Raw genomic sequence first — 17,439 nt, forward strand, 5'->3', positions numbered from 1 at the left:
ATGGGGTTAAAGGCTGGCCCGAAGCGCCTCCGCCGCGCGGCGCTCGATACTGCCATATCGCGCAGCCTCCGGCTTAAGCGCCCTGAGCGTCGGCAGCCGCGCCGTGTAATCATCCTGCGATATCATCGCGATGGCCGCGCGTATCTCTTCGCCGGTAGAGCAGATCATCATTCCGGCAGGATCGAAGAAATCGCTGATATTCGGGCAGCCCCAATAGATCGGCACCGTTTCGCAGAGAACCGCGTCGATGAGCTTCTCTGAGAAATAATTCCGTTCGCGGACATTCTCGATCACCACACTATAGCGGTAGGGCGCCAGCCCGTCGGATTTTGCCTCAAACGGCTGGTATCCCCGCCCGAGGATGGCCACCTCGGGCGTGCTGCGCCTCAGATGTTCGACCACGTCATGGCGCAGCTTGTGGCCCGGATGGTTCCGCTTGGCTGAGGCGATGATCGAAAGATCGGCACGTTTCTCTATCGCCAGCTCCTGCCACTCAGGCACCCATGTGGTGCCGAAGGGCAGGAAAAGCCCGTTGCCAATGCCCGCCAGCAAGTCCTCATTATAGCTGAACACCCGAAAGAACCGCCGCCAGGTCCAGGGCAGCAGCCGGTGGTGCAACGACGACATGATTTTGGGCTCCATCACCATCATGGAGATCCCCGCCCGACAGGGCCAGCGCCCCGGCAGGTGCATTCCGGTTTTTGCCCAGACAATCAGATGGTCTTGCGCTGCAAGATCCGAGACCCGCCCGCCGATCAGATCGCCGGGGCAACCGAACGGCCAGTGCAGGCTTGCAAGCTCGCGATTGGCAAAGGCCCGGTTCAGCTTTGCCCCATAGGGCACCACCGCAATGGCAGGCTCGCGCGTCACAGTCCGCCCTCTGTCAGCCGAGGTCTGGCAGATCTACGGTGCCGCGCATCAGAACATAGCCACTGCCCGCCACCCGCACGCCCTCAATCGCATCCGCCGGGCCAACCCGCGTCACCACAGCCTGACCGGGACGGCCAAGGCCATGTCCCTGCTCGGCGATGAAACGGTCGGACTCCATCAGACCGTGGTGCCACAGATAGGCGGCCATGGCGCCGGTCGCCGAGCCTGTAAATGGATCCTCCGGCGGGCTCGGCGGGGCCATCAGCAGCCGCGAGAATGTGTCCCCCTCGGCGGTGGCACCGCTCAAGGTCACCAGAAACGGTTCCATCATGTCGATTCCGTCGGCACCCATTGCCGCCCCCAGCCGGGCCAGCGCCGGCACATCCAGCGTCGCGGCCTCAAGCGCGGCACGGTCCCGCAACACCGTGATACAGAACGGCAATCCGGTCGACACCCGCTGCGGTCGGCCAACAATCGCCTCCACCGGCAGCGAAACCGCCGCCGCGACCAGCTGCGGATCGGCAAAGGCGCCGAATTCTGGCGCGATCTGGGTCATTTCAATGAGATCATCCGCCATGCTCACCCGCACCAGACCGGCTCCGGTCTCCAGCGTGATCGCATCGCCCTCCATCAGGCCACGGTCGCGCAAGGCTGCCACGGTGGCAATGGTCGGATGGCCTGCAAAAGGGATCTCGCGGCTGGCGAGGAAATAGCGCACCCGCACATCGGCAACCTGTGACGGGCCGGTGAAGGTGCATTCCACCAGCGAGGTCTCGCGCACATAGGCCATGCAGATCTCATCGCTCAGCCCGGCGCCGCCATGGACCACCGCGCAGCCGTTGCCACCAAAGGCCCGGCCCGAAAAGGCATCTACCCAGTCAAAATCGTATCGCAATGTACCCTCCCCGGCGTGATCACGGTCCTGCGTCAGCAAGATCACGCCGCACGCGGCATCGCAAGCGGATTTGGGTCCGGAGTTGCCGCCTGCCCCTTTGATTGCACCTGCGCGCAGCGCCTGCCGGACAGCCTGAGAGCCCCGCCGCAGCTGTCACCCGCCCAACAAAAAGGGCGCCATGGGTATGGCGCCCGATCCGCTTGCAATCACCTGCGCTGGCGTTGCTCACGCCGTGCGGCAATATCTATTAGTGCACCGGCACCGGCGCATAATCATGCTGCCGCGCCAGAACAAAGGCCATTTTCCGGTCGCTGACCAGGGCCAGCTGTTCACCAGCGGCATCATGCACCGCATAGAGGTGGCTGCGACCGGCGGCACCGGCCTGAACCTCCGCAGGGAGATCCGCGACATCAACCGCCTTGACATAGACAATGCGGCTGTCGGCATCGTTGAACTGATAGGCTGTATGCATCTGTCTTACCCCTTCTTGATATTGATCGTCTGAACCACGGTTTCGGGCCGCGATCGGGTCAGGTCGACATGCAAGAGGCCATTTTCCATAATGGCCTCCCCCACCTCGACCCCATCCGCCAGCACAAACATGCGCTGAAACTGCCGCGCGGCAATGCCCCGGTGCAAAAACACCCGGCCATCGCTGTCATCGCTCTGGCGTCCCCGGATGACCAGTTGACGGTCCTCGACAGTGATCGCCAGATCCGCCTCGCCGAAGCCGGCCACCGCCAGCGTGATGCGATAGGAATGATCTGAGGTTTGTTCGATATTATAGGGAGGATAGCCCTCGTTCCCGGATTTGGCCGAGCGTTCCAACAGGCGTTCCAGCTGCTCAAATCCCAACATATGCGGATACGAGCCAAGTGTGAGTTTAGACACGGGTTTCGTCCTTGATTCTAAAGCGACGTATGGTGACGGCCCCATTATGGCGACCGCTTCCCTAAGAATATGGATGTTTTATCTGTTTTCACAAGCCCAAGGCACCGCGGCGCTGGCGCAAAAGCCTCTAAAAGCGTAATATTCGCCAAAGATTAACCCGCCAGCCGACGAGTCGCCAATGAACGCACCAACCGATATCTCCATGAAAACCGACGATGTTTTACAGGTGGAGCTGGAGGTCTTTCGCAGGCAACACCGCGATCTGGACGAAGCAATCGTGGCCCTGCAGGAGCGCGGGACCAGCGATCAGCTGACCATTCAGCGATTGAAGAAGCAGAAGCTGATCCTGAAAGACAAGATTGCCTTGATCGAAGACCGGCTGACACCGGATATCATCGCCTGATCCCCCATCCAGCCAACGCGCCCGACAGCTCCAATGCCGCATTGCGCGATGCACAGGGTTCTCTATAGTGCGCGCTTCCTCCAACCCAGCGGGTTCGCAGGCCCGCGGCATGACAGGATCCGAGCCTATGCCAGAGCATACCGCCGACATCAAAGTGGGCATCATCATGGGCAGTCAGTCCGACTGGCCAACCATGAAAGAAGCCGCCACCCTCCTCGACGAACTGGGCGTGCCTTATGAGGCAAAGATCGTCTCGGCCCATCGCACCCCGGACCGGCTGTGGAGCTACGGCAAATCTGCCGCCGAACGTGGTCTGCAGGTGATCATCGCAGGCGCCGGCGGGGCCGCCCACCTCCCCGGTATGGTCGCGTCGAAAACCCGCGTTCCGGTGGTTGGTGTGCCGGTTCAGACCCGCGCCCTCTCCGGTGTTGATTCGCTTTATTCCATCGTGCAGATGCCCAAGGGCTTCCCGGTTGCGACCATGGCCATCGGCGCCGCCGGTGCAGCAAATGCCGGATTGATGGCCGCCGGAATTCTGGCCTTGCAGGATCCCGAACTTGCCCGGCGTCTCGACGACTGGCGCGCGGCTCTTTCCGCTTCGATCCCAGAGGAACCGGTTGATGACTGATCGTTTGAACACAGGCGCCACCATCGGCATTCTCGGTGGTGGCCAGCTGGGCCGCATGTTGTCGGTCGCCGCCTCCCGTCTCGGCTTTCGCACGCATATCTTCGAGCCGAGTGCAAATCCCCCGGCCGCAGATGTCGCCCATAAGGTGACAACCGCGAGCTATGAGGACGCGGACGCGCTGGCAGGCTTTGCCGCCTCTGTTGATGTGATCACCTATGAGTTCGAGAACATCCCGACGTCGGCGCTGGACCTGCTGGAACAGCACAAACCCATCCGCCCCGGCCGTGAGGCCCTGCGGATCAGCCAGGACCGGTTGACCGAAAAGACCTTTCTGCAGGATCTCGGCCTGAGCACCGCAGCTTTTGCCGATATTGCCGATCAGGCCAGCCTCGACGCGGCGCTGGCAACAATCGGCACCCCTTCGATCCTGAAAACCCGCCGCTTCGGTTATGACGGCAAGGGGCAGGCCCGGATCAAGGCGCCTGAAGACGCAGCCACCGCGCTGAGCGAGATGGCAGGCGCCCCTTCGATCCTGGAAGGGTTTGTCACCTTCAGCCATGAGATTTCAGTGATCGCCGCGCGCGGCGTCAGCGGCGAGATCGCCTGTTTTGATCCCGGTGAGAACGTTCACCGCGACGGCATTCTTCATACAACGACAGTGCCCGCGCGCCTCAGCGCCGGACAGCGTATGGACGCGGTCCTGATGGCAGGCAAGATCCTGAATGCGCTGGAATATGTGGGCGTCCTCGGGGTCGAACTCTTTGTCACGCCACAGGGGTTGATCGTGAATGAAATCGCTCCCCGGGTGCATAATTCCGGCCATTGGACGCAGAATGGCTGCACCGTAGATCAGTTTGAACAACACATCCGCGCAATTGTTGGCTGGAGCCTTGGCGATGGGCAGCGGCACTGCGATGTGGTGATGGAGAACCTGATCGGTGCCGATGTGGACCGGATCCCTGAGCTGGCTCAGGAAACCCGCTGCGCCATCCATCTCTACGGCAAGACCGAAGCCAAGCCGGGCCGCAAGATGGGCCATGTGAACCGGGTGCAACTGCCACAGACCTGACCAATTGGGGCTCTGCCCCAAACCCGGGATATTTTGAGCCAGAAGATGGCGGCAGGGCAGTAAAAGCGGCCCCGCCGGTTTTACGCGCCGCAAAGAGGGCCATCCGGCCTGATGCGCGGCGCTCTCCTCCCGGCGACGCGGCGGATCTGTCAGACCAGAAAGCGGCCTGCCACATCGCCGTTCATATAGCTGACCCTGCCGCCCGAGAGCGTGGCTGCAACACCACCCTGGGCGTCAAGGATCACGAGATCGGCGCGTTGTCCGGGCCTTAGCTCTCCGCGGTCCTCCAGCCCGAGGATACGCGCCGGGCCTGCTGACACCAGCCTCCAGGCTGAGGCAAAATCCAGAACACCGGTTTTCTCAAGCATCAGAGCCGCCCGGCGCGGACTGGGGTAGTGATAGTCGGAGGCGAGCGCATCGCAGAGCCCCATGGCGATCAGATCAAGCGCCGAGGCATTGCCCTTGTGTGAGCCTCCGCGCACCACATTGGGTGAGCCGAGGATGACAGGGTCGCCCGCTGATGTCGCGGCCTCTGCGGCCTCCATTGTTTCGGGAAACTCGGAGATCCGCGCGCCGCGGTGGCGCCAGGTGATGCGGTCATCCGCTGTATGGTCATCATGGCTGCCCAAACAGACGCCTGCGGCCTGAAGCTTTGCGGCCAGCTGATCCAGCGCCGCGGGCACTTCGGGTCTGCGGGCATGCATCTGCTGCAACATCTGCCAGTGAACCTCCGGATTACGCCCTGCCTTGAGCGCCTGGCCGGTCAACCGGGGGGGCTTTTTTCCTTGCGCAAGCCGGTCATGAGGTAGGTGATCGTTGAAGACGACATAGGGGACCTGCCACCCCGCGATCTGTGACGGCAGATCATCGTAGGCCTCCAGCAGGTGGATTTCAAACCGCAGCTGCGGAATCAGATCGGTAACGACACGGGGTTTTGCGGATTTGATCCCTTCAAAGACCTGATCTGCAAAGTCGGGACCGCGCAGCCCCCCCTCCCAGGAGTAGAACTGGGCAAGAACACCGGTTGTGATGCCGTTTGCCGCCAGTTCTGCCTCTGCGGCGATCACCCCTTCGACCATCTGTTTCATGGCACCGCGCCGGGGCGCGAGGTGACGTTCGAACCCATCGCCGTGACAGTCAACGATCCCAGGAAGGATCCGATATCCGGTCAGGTCAATCTGCCGCCCCGCCCGCTCGGCCTGGATCCGACCTGCTGCCAGCGCCAGCACGCCACCGCGCTCCATCCCGTCCGGGCGCAGTACATCTGCACCGGTCAATGTCAGTTCAAGCGTGCTCATGGCCGGGCCTCCCCTTGCAGCTGATCCCCATCGGCGCTGCACCGACCACCGGCACAGGCCTCCTCTATTTCACCCGTGATGGACTCAAACCATGTCAGATCGGGGTCAAAGCGCCCCCTGTCGAGGAAATGCAACGCCTGCGCAATAACCTGCGGATTATTCATCATGAAAGTATGGGTCACGGGCAACACGATGTGATCCGCCATGCCCTCCAGATATGTGCTCTGCACCGACACCTTGCCGTCATCCGGCCCCGGAATGATGGCCGAAAACACCGGGTTGAGCGAGAAGCGCCCGGCGATGATCCCAACCGGGAAACTGGCAGCAGGCAGCTGGTTGGGCAGGCTGTCCTCGCCGGTTCCCAGCTGCAGCCCCGCAGGCCCGTTCAACAGGCCAAAGACCTCCCAATCGCCCAGTTCGTCCACCAATTCGCTGCCGTGGTTGGGAGGGGCCAGCATCACCACCCGCCCCAGCGCCTCTGGCCGGTTTTCCCGCAACCAGTGGCGCAGCAGGATGCCGCCCATCGAATGGGTGATAAAGTGGATCTGCTCGCCTTGTGATATCTGCTCCGCACATTGCCCGACCGCATCCGGCAGCGTCTCCGCGGCAAGCACCGCCACCGGTTTGTCGGTTGACGGGTACCCGGGTGTCACGACCTTGACGCCGCGCGCCTCCAGCACCTGCCCCATAACCGCCAGCGAGATTTCGCTGCGCGCCAGACCGTGCAGCAGGATCGCGCAATCTGCACGGGCCAATCCCGGAGCAAGACACAGGATCGCGGCGACACATGCCGAAATACTGGCTAAGAAGGTGGTGGAATGTCGGGTCATTGTGCTCGCGGTCTCAAGGGGTCGTGACACCGCAGATAGGGGCATTTCACCTCAACGGAAAGAGCAGACCGCGATTCCCAGAGCCGTGACGCGGCGCCTTAGCCCTCTTTGCCCGCCGGGATGCCCGCCGCCCGCCTGCGCCCCGGCCCAGACAGGACGACGATTGCAATACCGCCCAGAACAGAGATCGCGCCAATGGTCAGCTGCAGGCCAATCACCTCTCCCAGCACAACCGCACCGGCAAGGATCGCGATCACCGGCACCGACAGCTGAACCGTGGCAGCCACGGCGGGCGCAAGCTGTGGCAAGACGTGATACCAGAGCGCATAGCCAAGGCCCGAGGTTACTGCGCCGGACACAATGGCCAGCACCACGCCCCATGGAGAGATGACGATGTCCGCGCCGAAGATCAGCACCGCGGGCACCATGATCACGCTCGCCGCCGCGAAATTCACAGCCGTTGCCGCCAGTGGTGCCTTTGCGCCCCGTCCGAGCAGACTGTAGCCCGCCCATCCAAGACCGCCCAGCGCCATCAGGCATGAGGCCCCCAGCGGCGCCGCTGGCACACCGTCGGTCGGCCAGACCACCGCAGCAAGCCCGACCAGAGCAATTGCCGCGCCAGCGATCTGCCCCGGCGCGACCGGACTGCCCCGCAGCGCCCCCCACAGGAACATCGACACCTGCACCACGCCGAACAGGATCAGCGCGCCAAGCCCTGCATCCAGGTCCTCATAGGCGATGGAGAACCCGACGATATAGGTCGTAAGCGCCGCCGCCCCCCAGAAGGTCTGGCGTCGATCACGTCTCAGCGACAGCCCGCTGAGGGCACAGAGCCCAACCAGCGTGACCGCCCCGGACAGCACACGCAAAAGGCCAAAGCTCGTGGCCTCCATATGCCCGCCTCCGATGGCCAGTCGGCTGAGAATGGAATTGGCGGCAAAGGCCACCATGGTGAGGAAGACAAGAAGAAACAGGCGCATGAAGTGGCTGCTATCGTGCAAACCAACTTCGGACCAGTGATATTTTCGTGTCAGAGATCTATCTTCGACTGAACATGTGCCCCGAAGCGCCTCTAACCCTTAAAGACATTCTCCCGATGCCAGCGGAGATATGATCTGTGTGGTTTGAATGCGGGGTTCACAGGCTCAATCAATCGCCGGTCCGGCAGCAGCAAACGATCCAGCGTCGCGTCATCCACCGCCTTCTTCGCAACAAGCACCTCATGGTCGTCACTGATCGACAGAAGACCTCGGTCAAACATCCAATGCACCGTTCCCGACAGGGCCAGCCCATTGCGCACCGTGTCCGGACCAGATTCCGAAACCGGCACGATATGGGCGGCCTCGACCTCCGGCCGCCCGCCGCCATTGCGCAACTCCAGCCCCGACACCGAACAGCGGCCGCCATAGGCATGTTTGACCTGTCTTGCAAAACTACGATCCCGGAAGGCCCGCTGGGACAGCAGCGTTTCGCGAGGTCCATTTGGGGATTCAAAAGCGACCTGTGCTTCGGCAAAACCAGGCTCTGCGGTGAAATCCCCGGTACGCGGAATGGCATTCGGCTCTTCGCGCGCAGTCAGGCCGGCATTGATAATGCGCGCAAAATCCGCGTCGGAGATCAGCCGCACCGCGCTTGTGTTGCTGCCGCGCGACCGTGGCAGCCCGGTTTCATAGGGTCCCTGCCCCTCTACCCATCGGGGAACAAAATTCTCAAAGGACAGCTCACTGCCTGTGTCCAGCAGCGCATAGGCCAATGCTGGGTCCTCAGGGTCATCCTGCACCTTCAGGACACGCTGTACAGCATGGTACCCTTTACCGCCGCCGCGCCGCCCCTCGTAGAAGATGACCCAGTCGCCCACGGTTTGCTCGACCCGGCTCAAATAGAGCTTCTTCGGGAAATGATACGCTTTTCCAGGCTGGTCGTCATAACCCGAATGCGAGGACTGAATAAAAACTGCTTTGACCATGGCGGCAACTTTAGGCCTTTGTTTCGAAAACGAAAAGAGAAGAGACAAGAGGCATCATCCCCTCTTTCTGGCCAAACATGCCGACGCTGCGACGCCCCCCCCCTCATTCACCTTTCCAAAAATACTCCCGCCGGAGGCAGGCCCGCAAGGCGGGCCTTCTCTCTCCCCGCGAAACGAAAAGGGGCCGCCCGAAGGCAGCCCCTAATTCTTCCAGTCATCAGCGGTGGGCTTCCGGCGAATTGGCCCAGATAACGAACCTGCAGCCAATCGCCTTTTGCCTCATCCCAAATCCCAAGGGGATTTGTGATTACATCATGCCGCCCATGCCGCCCATGCCGCCCATGTCGGGCATGCCGCCACCTGCCGCGCCTTCTTTGGCGGGCTTGTCGGCAACCATGGCTTCGGTGGTGATCAGCAGGCCTGCGACCGAGGCTGCATCTTCCAGCGCGGTGCGGGTCACTTTGGCGGGGTCGATCACGCCGAAGGAGAACATGTCACCATATTCATCAGTCTGGGCGTTGTAGCCAAAGCTGCTGTCAGAGGATTCACGGATCTTGCCCGCAACCACGGCACCGTCAACACCGGCGTTCTCGGCGATCTGGCGCAGCGGCGCTTCGATGGCCTTGCGAACGATCATGATACCGGCGTTCTGGTCGGAGTTTGCACCTTCCAGACCGTCCAGTGCCTTGCCGGCCTGAACCAGAGCAACACCACCACCAACGATGACGCCTTCCTGCACGGCTGCGCGGGTTGCGTTCAGAGCATCGTCGACGCGGTCTTTGCGCTCTTTCACTTCCACTTCGGTCATGCCGCCGACGCGGATCACGGCAACACCGCCTGCCAGTTTGGCAACGCGCTCTTGCAGCTTCTCACGGTCGTAGTCAGAGGTGGTCTCTTCGATCTGGGTGCGGATCTGGGCAACGCGTGCTTCGATCTCGGCCTTCTCGCCAGCGCCGTCAACGATGGTGGTTTCGTCTTTGGTGATTTCGATTTTCTTGGCGGTGCCCAGCATGTCCATGGTGACGGACTCGAGCTTCATGCCCAGATCTTCGGAGATGACCTGGCCGCCGGTCAGGATTGCGATGTCCTGCAGCATGGCCTTGCGGCGATCGCCGAAGCCCGGTGCCTTGACAGCAGCAATTTTCAGACCGCCGCGCAGCTTGTTGACAACCAGGGTTGCCAGCGCTTCGCCTTCGACGTCCTCAGCGATGATCAGCAGCGGTTTCTGCGACTGGATCACCTGCTCAAGCAGCGGAACCATTGCCTGCAGCGACGACAGTTTCTTCTCGTGCAGCAGGATCATGCAGTCGTCGAGTTCTGCAACCATCTTGTCGGGGTTGGTGACGAAATAGGGCGACAGGTAGCCGCGGTCGAACTGCATACCTTCGACAACAGTGGTCTCGGTTTCCAGACCCTTGTTTTCTTCGACGGTGATAACACCTTCGTTGCCGACTTTCTGCATCGCGTCAGCGATCTGACGGCCGATTTCTGCTTCACCGTTGGCGGAGATGGTGCCAACCTGCGCAACTTCGTCGCTGTCCTTCACGTCGCGGGCCGAGGCTTTGATCGCTTCAACAACCTTGGAGGTTGCCAGGTCGATGCCGCGCTTCAGGTCCATCGGGTTCAGACCGGCTGCAACCTGCTTCAGGCCTTCTTTGACGATGGCCTGAGCCAGAACGGTTGCGGTGGTGGTGCCGTCACCGGCTTCGTCGTTGGTGCGGGAAGCAACTTCCTTCACCATCTGGGCGCCCATGTTCTCGAACTTGTCTTCCAGTTCGATTTCCTTCGCCACGGACACGCCGTCCTTGGTGATGCGCGGTGCGCCGAAGGATTTGTCCAGAACCACGTTGCGGCCTTTCGGGCCCAGGGTCACTTTCACGGCGTCGGCCAGAATGTTGACGCCACGCAGCATACGGTTGCGGGCATCGGTGTCGAATTTGACGTCCTTAGCAGCCATTTTTTACTCTCCTAGAGAAATTCTGTGGGTTTAAGCGATCAGAGATCAGAGCAGACTTGGGAAAAACCCGGTGTCTTACTCGATGATGCCCATGATGTCGCTTTCCTTCATCATCAGCAGCTCTTCGCCGTCGACGGTGACCTCGGTGCCGGACCATTTGCCGAACAGGATCTTGTCGCCAGCCGAAACAGCCATTGCGATCAGCTCGCCGCTGTCCTTGCGTGCGCCTTCGCCGGTTGCGACGACGACGCCTTCGCTCGGCTTTTCCTTGGCGGAATCAGGGATGATCAGACCACCGGCGGTTTTTTCTTCGCTTTCGGTGCGACGGACCAGCACGCGGTCATGAAGCGGTTTCAATGCCATCTTTGTAGCTCCTTAAAGGCTCAAAGGTTGTTGTCTCGCCCCCCTGCTCCCCGCAGAGGGTGTTAGCACTCAATACTGCCGAGTGCTAACGAAGGAATAGCTAGGCAGGGCGTGCGGTCCTGTCAACAGGTTGGTTGGGAAATTTTATGGCAATATTCTGCCGCGGCCATCACGCAGGGCCCACCTCGGCCGGTGTCCCATCGTCGGCCCCCAGCGCTTCCCAGCTATGCGCCCAATGAACCAGCCCCGCCTGACCGGCCTCGGTCAGTTGATAAATGCCGGTGGCGACCCGCACGAACCAGCCATAGTGATTGCTCGCCATGATCCGGGTGGCCTGCGGGACGCCCGCTGCCCTGGCCACGGCGGCCCCCTTGCTCGGCCCGTGGTCTGCCAGATGGGCGGCACAGCGCAGGGCGTCCTGGCGATAGGCGGTCACGATCCCGTGGCGAGTGGCCCCACCGGCATTCGGATCCCCCTGCAGGCGCTGGAATTCGCGCAGCAGCCGCGCCTGTTTCTTGGCAGATTTTCGCGGCGCATAAAGCCCCGGATCACACTGGACCTCCGTCCGACCATCCGGCAGAACCGTGATCAGCCCCAGCCCCAGACGCCGACACATCGCCAGATTGTCCTTCAGCACCCGCCGCGCCTGGCGGCCAGCGGGTTTCGGCACAGCGATATAAACGAGGTCGCTCAGCGCAAGCCGCGTGATCGCCTGATGGAACAGCGACAGTGAAAACCGCAACTTCAGCTCGACAATAACCGGTGGTTCATCGCCCCGGCAGGCAACCACATCAGCGGCCCCCACCTCCCCCTTCACGGTATACCCCTGCTGTTCCAACAGGGCCTTCACGGGCGGATAAAGCTGATCTTCGCGGGTCATGGCGCAATGCTACCCCCAGCCGCAGCCGAGGAAAAGCCATTCGCCAAATCAGGGCAATGATCCGCAGCCATTGGCGCTCTTGGCGCGCCTGCGCTGCCCTGATCTGCACGGACGGCATAGCTGCATTGACGAGACAACGGGCCGGGGTGACAAGATCGCCGCCCCCACCTATAAGACGCGCAAAATTCCGGCATCTGCATAGGACACACTTCAATGACTACCTTCGTCTTCGGCCATAAATCCCCCGATACCGATTCCACCGGCTCCGCCATCATCTGGTCGTGGTATCTGAACCAGATCAAAGGTGTCGAAGCCGCTCCGAAATTGCTGGGCGAGCCCAACACCGAAGCGGCCTTCATGCTGCAACACTGGGGGCTGGAAAAGCCGGAGATCATCAGCGATGTGGCCGATGATCAGCCTGTCGTCATCGTCGACACCAACAACCCGGCCGAACTGCCCGCCAATATCAATGGCGCTGACGTTCGTGCGATCATCGACCATCATAAACTGGTCGGCGGGCTGGAAACCAAAGGCCCCATCGACATCCGCATCGAGCCGGTCGCCTGCACCGCGACCATCATGTGGAAAATGATCGGCAGCGATCTGGCGCAGGCACCACGCGAGATCAAAGGCGCGATGCTGACCTGCATTCTGAGCGACACGCTGGAATTCCGCTCGCCGACCACCACCCAGGAAGACAAAGCCGTGGCCTATAGCCTGGCCGAAGATCTCGGCGTCGATATCGCCACCTATGCCGCCGAGATGTTTGCCGCGAAATCCGATGTTTCGGCCTTCTCCGACGCAGAGCTGCTGCGGATGGATTCCAAGGAATACGCGGTCGAAGGCACCAAATTCCGGGTCTCGGTTCTGGAAACCACCGCTCCCGCCGTGGTGCTGGATCGCAAGGCGTCGCTGATGGAAACCATGACAACCGTCGCTGCCGAAGATGGCGTTGATCAGGTTCTGCTCTTTGTGGTGGATATCCTGAAGGAAGAAGCCACTCTTCTGGTGCCCAACGACCTGGTGAAAACCCTCGCGGCCAAGAGCTTTGGCGCCACAGCGGAGGGCGATAGCGTTGTGCTGCCGGGGATCATGAGCCGCAAGAAACAGATCATCCCCAATCTGGCAATCTAAGGCCCGGCGCCTTCGAGCCTATGAAATGCGAAAGATGCGGGTCTTCTGAGGAGGCCCGCATCTTTTATGATGGACCCGCAGTAGCCGGCGGTCCGATCTCCGGGTGATACCACCGCGTGTTTGGATCGACCGGCAACCAGGTGCTGGTAGCACGCGCAGAGCGATCGCCACCCTCTTGCTGATCCCCCCGGACCTCTGTTTGCCGCATCTGCTGTGCGCATTGACCAATTGCTGTGGTTGCCCGTGTCGCGGTCCCCGGATGACACTCCAGCAAATCACGCCTCAGGGCGAAAGTAAGCCACGGATACCTAAGTCATCCCAGCCCGCCCCGGTGCAAAAGGGGCCAAAGCGCCGCGACCGGCGTCAGCGCCTCGGCAAAGGAGCCAGCACCGCCAGAGGTGACGTGGATCTATCGACCGGCATTGGCATTTCCGTCATGCAAAGGCATTGGCGCTGGCAATCCTGCCATAAAGTCGCGGGCGCCCGATTCGCTCACAGGCATCGGCTGACCGAGGCCGGTCGGTTCAGATTGCACCGGGCGAAGCTGACGCCCGATCCCAGGTGACAGGCCGCCACGCGCGGCAGGCGGCAAGCCCGAAACCGGCGCGTGGTCAGCTGCCTACCGTGCCCCACAGACGACTATCAGGCGCTCAGGCCGTCAGGCGAAATTGGCAACCGCATCCCGATCCGCCCAATCGTCACCGGCATCCCCTGCTTTCGACCCCACGGACTTGTGCAGCGATGCGCGGTCGGTGTCCCAATCATCGATACCATCGCCGGAAACAGGCCCATGGGCGGAGACTTCGTTATAGTCTTCCCAACGCTCCTCATCCGGGTGACCTGCCTCGACAACGGCCGCTGCGCGCTCCGCCGCTGAGGGTGCGCGGCCTGCGGCACCATCTGCTGAGAGCAGAACAAACTGGCTGACGATCTGGTTCAGACCATAGGTCTCGCTGTTCATCTTCAGGATGGCAGCGCCGGATTCCTCAACCATCGCGGCATTCTGCTGGGTGACATTGTCCAGCTGGGCAACACCGATGTTGATTTCGTTCAGCCCCTGCGCCTGCTCACCGGATTCCGAAGAGATACCAGAGACAAGCGTGGCGATATTGACCACCTCGCCGACAACCTGCGACAGGGCCTTGCCGGCGCTATCGACCTTCTCCACGCCCTCTTCCACCGTCCTGGTGCTGGCCGAAATCAGCGACTTGATCTCATTGGCGGCATCCGATGACCGTTGCGCCAAGGCCCGCACCTCGGAGGCGACGACGGCAAAACCGCGGCCGACCTCACCTGCCCGCGCCGCCTCGACACCAGCGTTCAATGCCAGCAGGTTGGTCTGGAAGGCAATGTCGTCGATCACGCCGATGATCTGCGAAATCTGCCCGGACGAGCGTTCGATCTCATTCATCGCCTCGATCGCGCCCTCCACGACCCGGCCGCTGTTTTCAACATCCTTGCGCGCGGAATCCACAGCGCTTTCGACGGCTTTGGCGTTCTGGGCGGAGTTGTTGACACTGACCGTCATTTCTTCCAGTGCGGCAGCCGTTTGCTCCAGCGTGGCCGCCTGGCTTTCGGTGCGGGCAGACATGTCTTCAGCACCGGACCGGATTTCATCGGATTGCGCCTGGATCGCGGCGCTTGCCTTGACCACCTGGGCCATCACCTCATTCAGTTTATCGACCGTTTCGTTATAATTCATCCGCAGCGGATCATAGGCCTCGCCAAAGCTCTCTGCGATGCGAACGCTGAAGTTCCCGGACGCCAGCGCCTGCAGGCCCTGACGCAGCCGGTCGATGACATGCTCACCCTCCACACGCAGGGTATTCTGTTTCTCCAGCTCGCTGATGACCCGGGCCGACACACGGTCGATATCGCGGGCGATCTCGCCAAAATCGTCACCGCGCATCCGCTCAGCGACCTTGATGCCAAAATCCCCTTCTGCGACTTCGCGCAGGGCTTCGCGCAGCCGATCAATCGGGCGCACAATGTTCATGGTCATCTTGCGCGCGTTATAGAGCGTCACCAAGACCAACAGGGCGGATGTTCCCAGGAGGACATAAAGCAGAAGCATGTCATGTGCCCGCGCCGCCTTTGCGGTTTCGACCGCCGAGGTTTCAATCCAGTCACTCAACGGGTGCAATTTCTCATTGAGGGCCGCGTAACTGTCCTGAAAGGCATCGACAGCAGCCTCCGCGGCGACCGGGTCGGTGACGGCCAGCTCTGCCAGGGCGACGCCCTGACCGACAAAGGTATCAACCTCCGCCACCATCCCCTCGACCTGCGCCAGCGCCTTTGGTGGCAAGGAATCGTTTTTCAGCAATTCCAGATTCTTGCGAAGCTCCTCGCTGGCCTGGACCACTCGTGCGCGCAGCGCCTCTTTCTCGGCTGCGGTCGCATGATCCCCGGCAAACACGAGATAGATCACTTCCGCGTGCAACTCTTCATGCAGGAGGTCGACCTTCAGCTCGTGGCGCACCGTTTTGGTTACATCAATCTGCCGCTCAAGCTCCAGTTCGCTTTGCCACAGGCTGTAGACAGATATCAGAGCCAATATAACAATCGCAAAAACGGATACCGCACCCGAAATAATAAATCGGGTTTTTGTTGACATCGTTCGAAACATTACCGCACACCTCTGGGTTGTAGCCTCGACCTGTTCTACGCCTCTGTTGTTAAAAAACCGGAAACATCGCCGATCTGGTCAAATTCCGCAGGCTCTGGCATAGCTTGAACAGCCGAAATCCCATGTGAAAGACCTGTCCCATGACCCGACTCATTGCCTCCCTCGCCGAGGTCTCAAGCCAGTACAAAGCCCTGTTTGTCGATCTTTGGGGCTGTGTGCACAACGGTATCACCGCCTACCCCGAGGCCGTGGCTGCCTTGCAGGCCTATCGCGCGGCAGGCGGTGTTGTTGTGCTGGTGACCAACTCGCCCAAGCCAAGGGCGGGGGTTGCGGCACAGCTTGGCGACTTCGGCGTCCCTCAGGATGCCTATGACACCATTGCCACCTCCGGCGATTCCGCACGCGCCGCCATGTTCAGCGGTGCCGTTGGCCGCAAGGTCTATTTCATGGGTGAATGGGAGCGCGATGCCGGCTTCTTTGAGCCGCTGAAGATGCTGGACGATCCGATTGATGTGACCCGCGTTCCGTTGAAGGAGGCCGAGGGTATTGTCTGCTGCGGCCCCTTCGATACGCAGGCCGACCCGGATGTGAACCGCCCGGATTTCCTTTATGCCAAGCAGATGGGGCTGAAACTACTCTGCGCCAATCCCGATATCGTGGTTGATCGCGGCGAGACGCGCGAATGGTGCGCCGGGGCGCTGGCGCGGCTTTATACGGAAATGGGCGGCGAGAGCCTGTACTTCGGCAAGCCCCACCCGCCGATCTACGATCTGGCGCGGCGGCGTCTGGCGGAGCTGGGCCTGGATATCGCCGACCGTGATATATTGGCGATCGGTGACGGCCCCCACACCGATATCTCGGGCGCAATGGGCGAAGGTCTGGACTCACTCTTCATTACAGGTGGACTTGCAGCAAAAGAGACCAAAACCGACCACCAGCCCGATGAAGCCGCGCTAAGCACCTATTTGGAAAAGGAAAAATCTGCACCGACCTATTCTATCGGCAGATTGCGCTAACGGAGAAAACACTTGCCTTTCTGCGACTGCAAAGTAATAAAGTTGCCGTAACAAGTCTGCATTTGCCCGATTGTTTCAGGTTCGACCCGCGACCCGTAGACAGCACCGCGCAATTTTTCGCAGAGCAACGGCAACAGGAGAGGCATATGTTGGACAATTTTCCGCGCGGAACGATCTGCATCGAAGATATCGAAATGGGGATGGTCCGCTATCTGCGCAAAGAGGTGACGGACAAGGATATCGAGATGTTTGCCGAGGTCTCAACCGACCATAACCCGGTGCATCTGGATGAAGATTACGCGCAGGACACCATGTTTCAGGGGCGCATCGCCCATGGGATGCTGACTGCCGGGTTGATCTCTGCCGTAATTGGCGAGCAACTGCCCGGCCATGGCACCATCTACATGAGCCAGTCCCTGAAGTTTCTTGCCCCCGTCCGCCCCGGCGATCTCGTGCTTGCGGAGGTCGAGGTGACCGGCATCGAGATCGACAAACGCCGGGTCAAGCTGGATTGCCGCTGCATGGTGGAGGGCAAGAAGGTGCTGGTCGGCGAAGCCATGGTGATGGCGCCGTCACGCAAGTTCGACTGACGCGATGGCCGCCAAGCTGTGGC

General features: G+C 61.1%; 18 protein-coding genes. 6 read left to right on the forward strand and 12 right to left on the reverse strand.

Annotation, left to right across the window (positions count from 1 at the left end; genetic code table 11):
- Positions 1-6: 6 nt before the first annotated feature.
- The 4 genes from VWY75_RS13055 to VWY75_RS13070 form a co-directional block, all read right to left on the reverse strand.
- Positions 7-870 (reverse strand): hypothetical protein, encoded by an 864-nt coding sequence (locus VWY75_RS13055; RefSeq protein WP_416539133.1) that lies wholly within the window; start codon positions 868-870, stop codon positions 7-9.
- Between the two features lie 13 nt (positions 871-883).
- Positions 884-1,765 (reverse strand): PhzF family phenazine biosynthesis protein, encoded by an 882-nt coding sequence (locus VWY75_RS13060; protein WP_416539134.1) that lies wholly within the window; start codon positions 1,763-1,765, stop codon positions 884-886.
- Positions 1,766-2,012: 247 nt separating this feature from the next.
- A complete protein-coding gene (locus VWY75_RS13065) occupies positions 2,013-2,237 on the reverse strand; it encodes a DUF1150 family protein (RefSeq protein ID WP_340546228.1) in 225 nt (74 codons plus the stop codon).
- 5 nt (positions 2,238-2,242) lie between these two features.
- Positions 2,243-2,656, reverse strand: a complete 414-nt coding sequence (locus tag VWY75_RS13070; protein ID WP_072505182.1) for an Hsp20 family protein — start codon at positions 2,654-2,656, stop codon at positions 2,243-2,245.
- 178 nt (positions 2,657-2,834) lie between these two features.
- Between VWY75_RS13070 and VWY75_RS13075 the strand changes: the two genes are divergently transcribed.
- The 3 genes from VWY75_RS13075 to VWY75_RS13085 all read left to right on the forward strand — a co-directional run bounded on the left by VWY75_RS13075 (position 2,835) and on the right by VWY75_RS13085 (position 4,756).
- Positions 2,835-3,059 (forward strand): YdcH family protein, encoded by a 225-nt coding sequence (locus tag VWY75_RS13075; protein ID WP_340546229.1) that lies wholly within the window; start codon positions 2,835-2,837, stop codon positions 3,057-3,059.
- 127 nt (positions 3,060-3,186) lie between these two features.
- Entirely contained in the window at positions 3,187-3,687 is a 501-nt protein-coding gene (purE, locus tag VWY75_RS13080) for a 5-(carboxyamino)imidazole ribonucleotide mutase (RefSeq protein WP_340546230.1), read from the forward strand.
- On the forward strand, positions 3,680-4,756 hold the full coding sequence (locus tag VWY75_RS13085) for a 5-(carboxyamino)imidazole ribonucleotide synthase (protein ID WP_416539135.1): 1,077 nt from the start codon (positions 3,680-3,682) through the stop codon (positions 4,754-4,756). The genes purE and VWY75_RS13085 overlap by 8 nt, the downstream gene beginning before the upstream one ends.
- A 149-nt stretch (positions 4,757-4,905) precedes the next feature.
- Here VWY75_RS13085 and VWY75_RS13090 read toward each other — a convergent pair whose 3' ends face one another.
- The 7 genes from VWY75_RS13090 to VWY75_RS13120 form a co-directional block, all read right to left on the reverse strand.
- A complete protein-coding gene (locus VWY75_RS13090; protein ID WP_416535001.1) occupies positions 4,906-6,054 on the reverse strand; it encodes an alpha-D-ribose 1-methylphosphonate 5-triphosphate diphosphatase in 1,149 nt (382 codons plus the stop codon).
- A complete protein-coding gene (locus tag VWY75_RS13095) occupies positions 6,051-6,884 on the reverse strand; it encodes an esterase/lipase family protein (RefSeq protein WP_416539136.1) in 834 nt (277 codons plus the stop codon). Before VWY75_RS13095 ends, VWY75_RS13090 begins: the two co-directional genes overlap by 4 nt.
- Positions 6,885-6,982: 98 nt before the next feature.
- The gene (locus VWY75_RS13100) at positions 6,983-7,864 is read right to left on the reverse strand and encodes a DMT family transporter (protein WP_416539137.1); all 882 of its coding nucleotides are present in this window, start codon (positions 7,862-7,864) and stop codon (positions 6,983-6,985) included.
- Between the two features lie 92 nt (positions 7,865-7,956).
- Entirely contained in the window at positions 7,957-8,850 is an 894-nt protein-coding gene (locus VWY75_RS13105) for an HNH endonuclease (RefSeq protein ID WP_416539138.1), read from the reverse strand.
- A gap of 307 nt (positions 8,851-9,157) precedes the next feature.
- Entirely contained in the window at positions 9,158-10,807 is a 1,650-nt protein-coding gene (gene groL, locus VWY75_RS13110; RefSeq protein WP_416534997.1) for a chaperonin GroEL, read from the reverse strand.
- Positions 10,808-10,882: 75 nt separating this feature from the next.
- Positions 10,883-11,170 (reverse strand): co-chaperone GroES, encoded by a 288-nt coding sequence (locus VWY75_RS13115; RefSeq protein WP_340546237.1) that lies wholly within the window; start codon positions 11,168-11,170, stop codon positions 10,883-10,885.
- Between the two features lie 169 nt (positions 11,171-11,339).
- Positions 11,340-12,050 (reverse strand): DUF2161 domain-containing phosphodiesterase, encoded by a 711-nt coding sequence (locus VWY75_RS13120; RefSeq protein ID WP_416539139.1) that lies wholly within the window; start codon positions 12,048-12,050, stop codon positions 11,340-11,342.
- Positions 12,051-12,263: 213 nt separating this feature from the next.
- On the opposite strand from VWY75_RS13120, the gene VWY75_RS13125 reads away from it, so the two are divergent.
- Positions 12,264-13,184 (forward strand): manganese-dependent inorganic pyrophosphatase, encoded by a 921-nt coding sequence (locus VWY75_RS13125; RefSeq protein ID WP_416539140.1) that lies wholly within the window; start codon positions 12,264-12,266, stop codon positions 13,182-13,184.
- Between the two features lie 658 nt (positions 13,185-13,842).
- On the opposite strand, the gene VWY75_RS13130 is transcribed toward VWY75_RS13125, so the two are convergent.
- Positions 13,843-15,810, reverse strand: coding sequence for a methyl-accepting chemotaxis protein (locus VWY75_RS13130; RefSeq protein ID WP_374015557.1), 1,968 nt, complete (start codon positions 15,808-15,810; stop codon positions 13,843-13,845).
- Positions 15,811-15,950: 140 nt separating this feature from the next.
- Here VWY75_RS13130 and VWY75_RS13135 point away from each other — a divergent pair, with 140 nt between their 5' ends.
- On the forward strand, positions 15,951-16,826 hold the full coding sequence (locus VWY75_RS13135; RefSeq protein WP_340546241.1) for a TIGR01459 family HAD-type hydrolase: 876 nt from the start codon (positions 15,951-15,953) through the stop codon (positions 16,824-16,826).
- 146 nt (positions 16,827-16,972) lie between these two features.
- The gene (locus VWY75_RS13140) at positions 16,973-17,416 is read left to right on the forward strand and encodes a MaoC family dehydratase (RefSeq protein WP_416534992.1); all 444 of its coding nucleotides are present in this window, start codon (positions 16,973-16,975) and stop codon (positions 17,414-17,416) included.
- Positions 17,417-17,439 lie beyond the last annotated feature (23 nt).

It is taken from the genome of Phaeobacter sp. JH20_08 (genome assembly GCF_048056635.1).
GTDB lineage: Bacteria > Pseudomonadota > Alphaproteobacteria > Rhodobacterales > Rhodobacteraceae > Phaeobacter > Phaeobacter bryozoorum.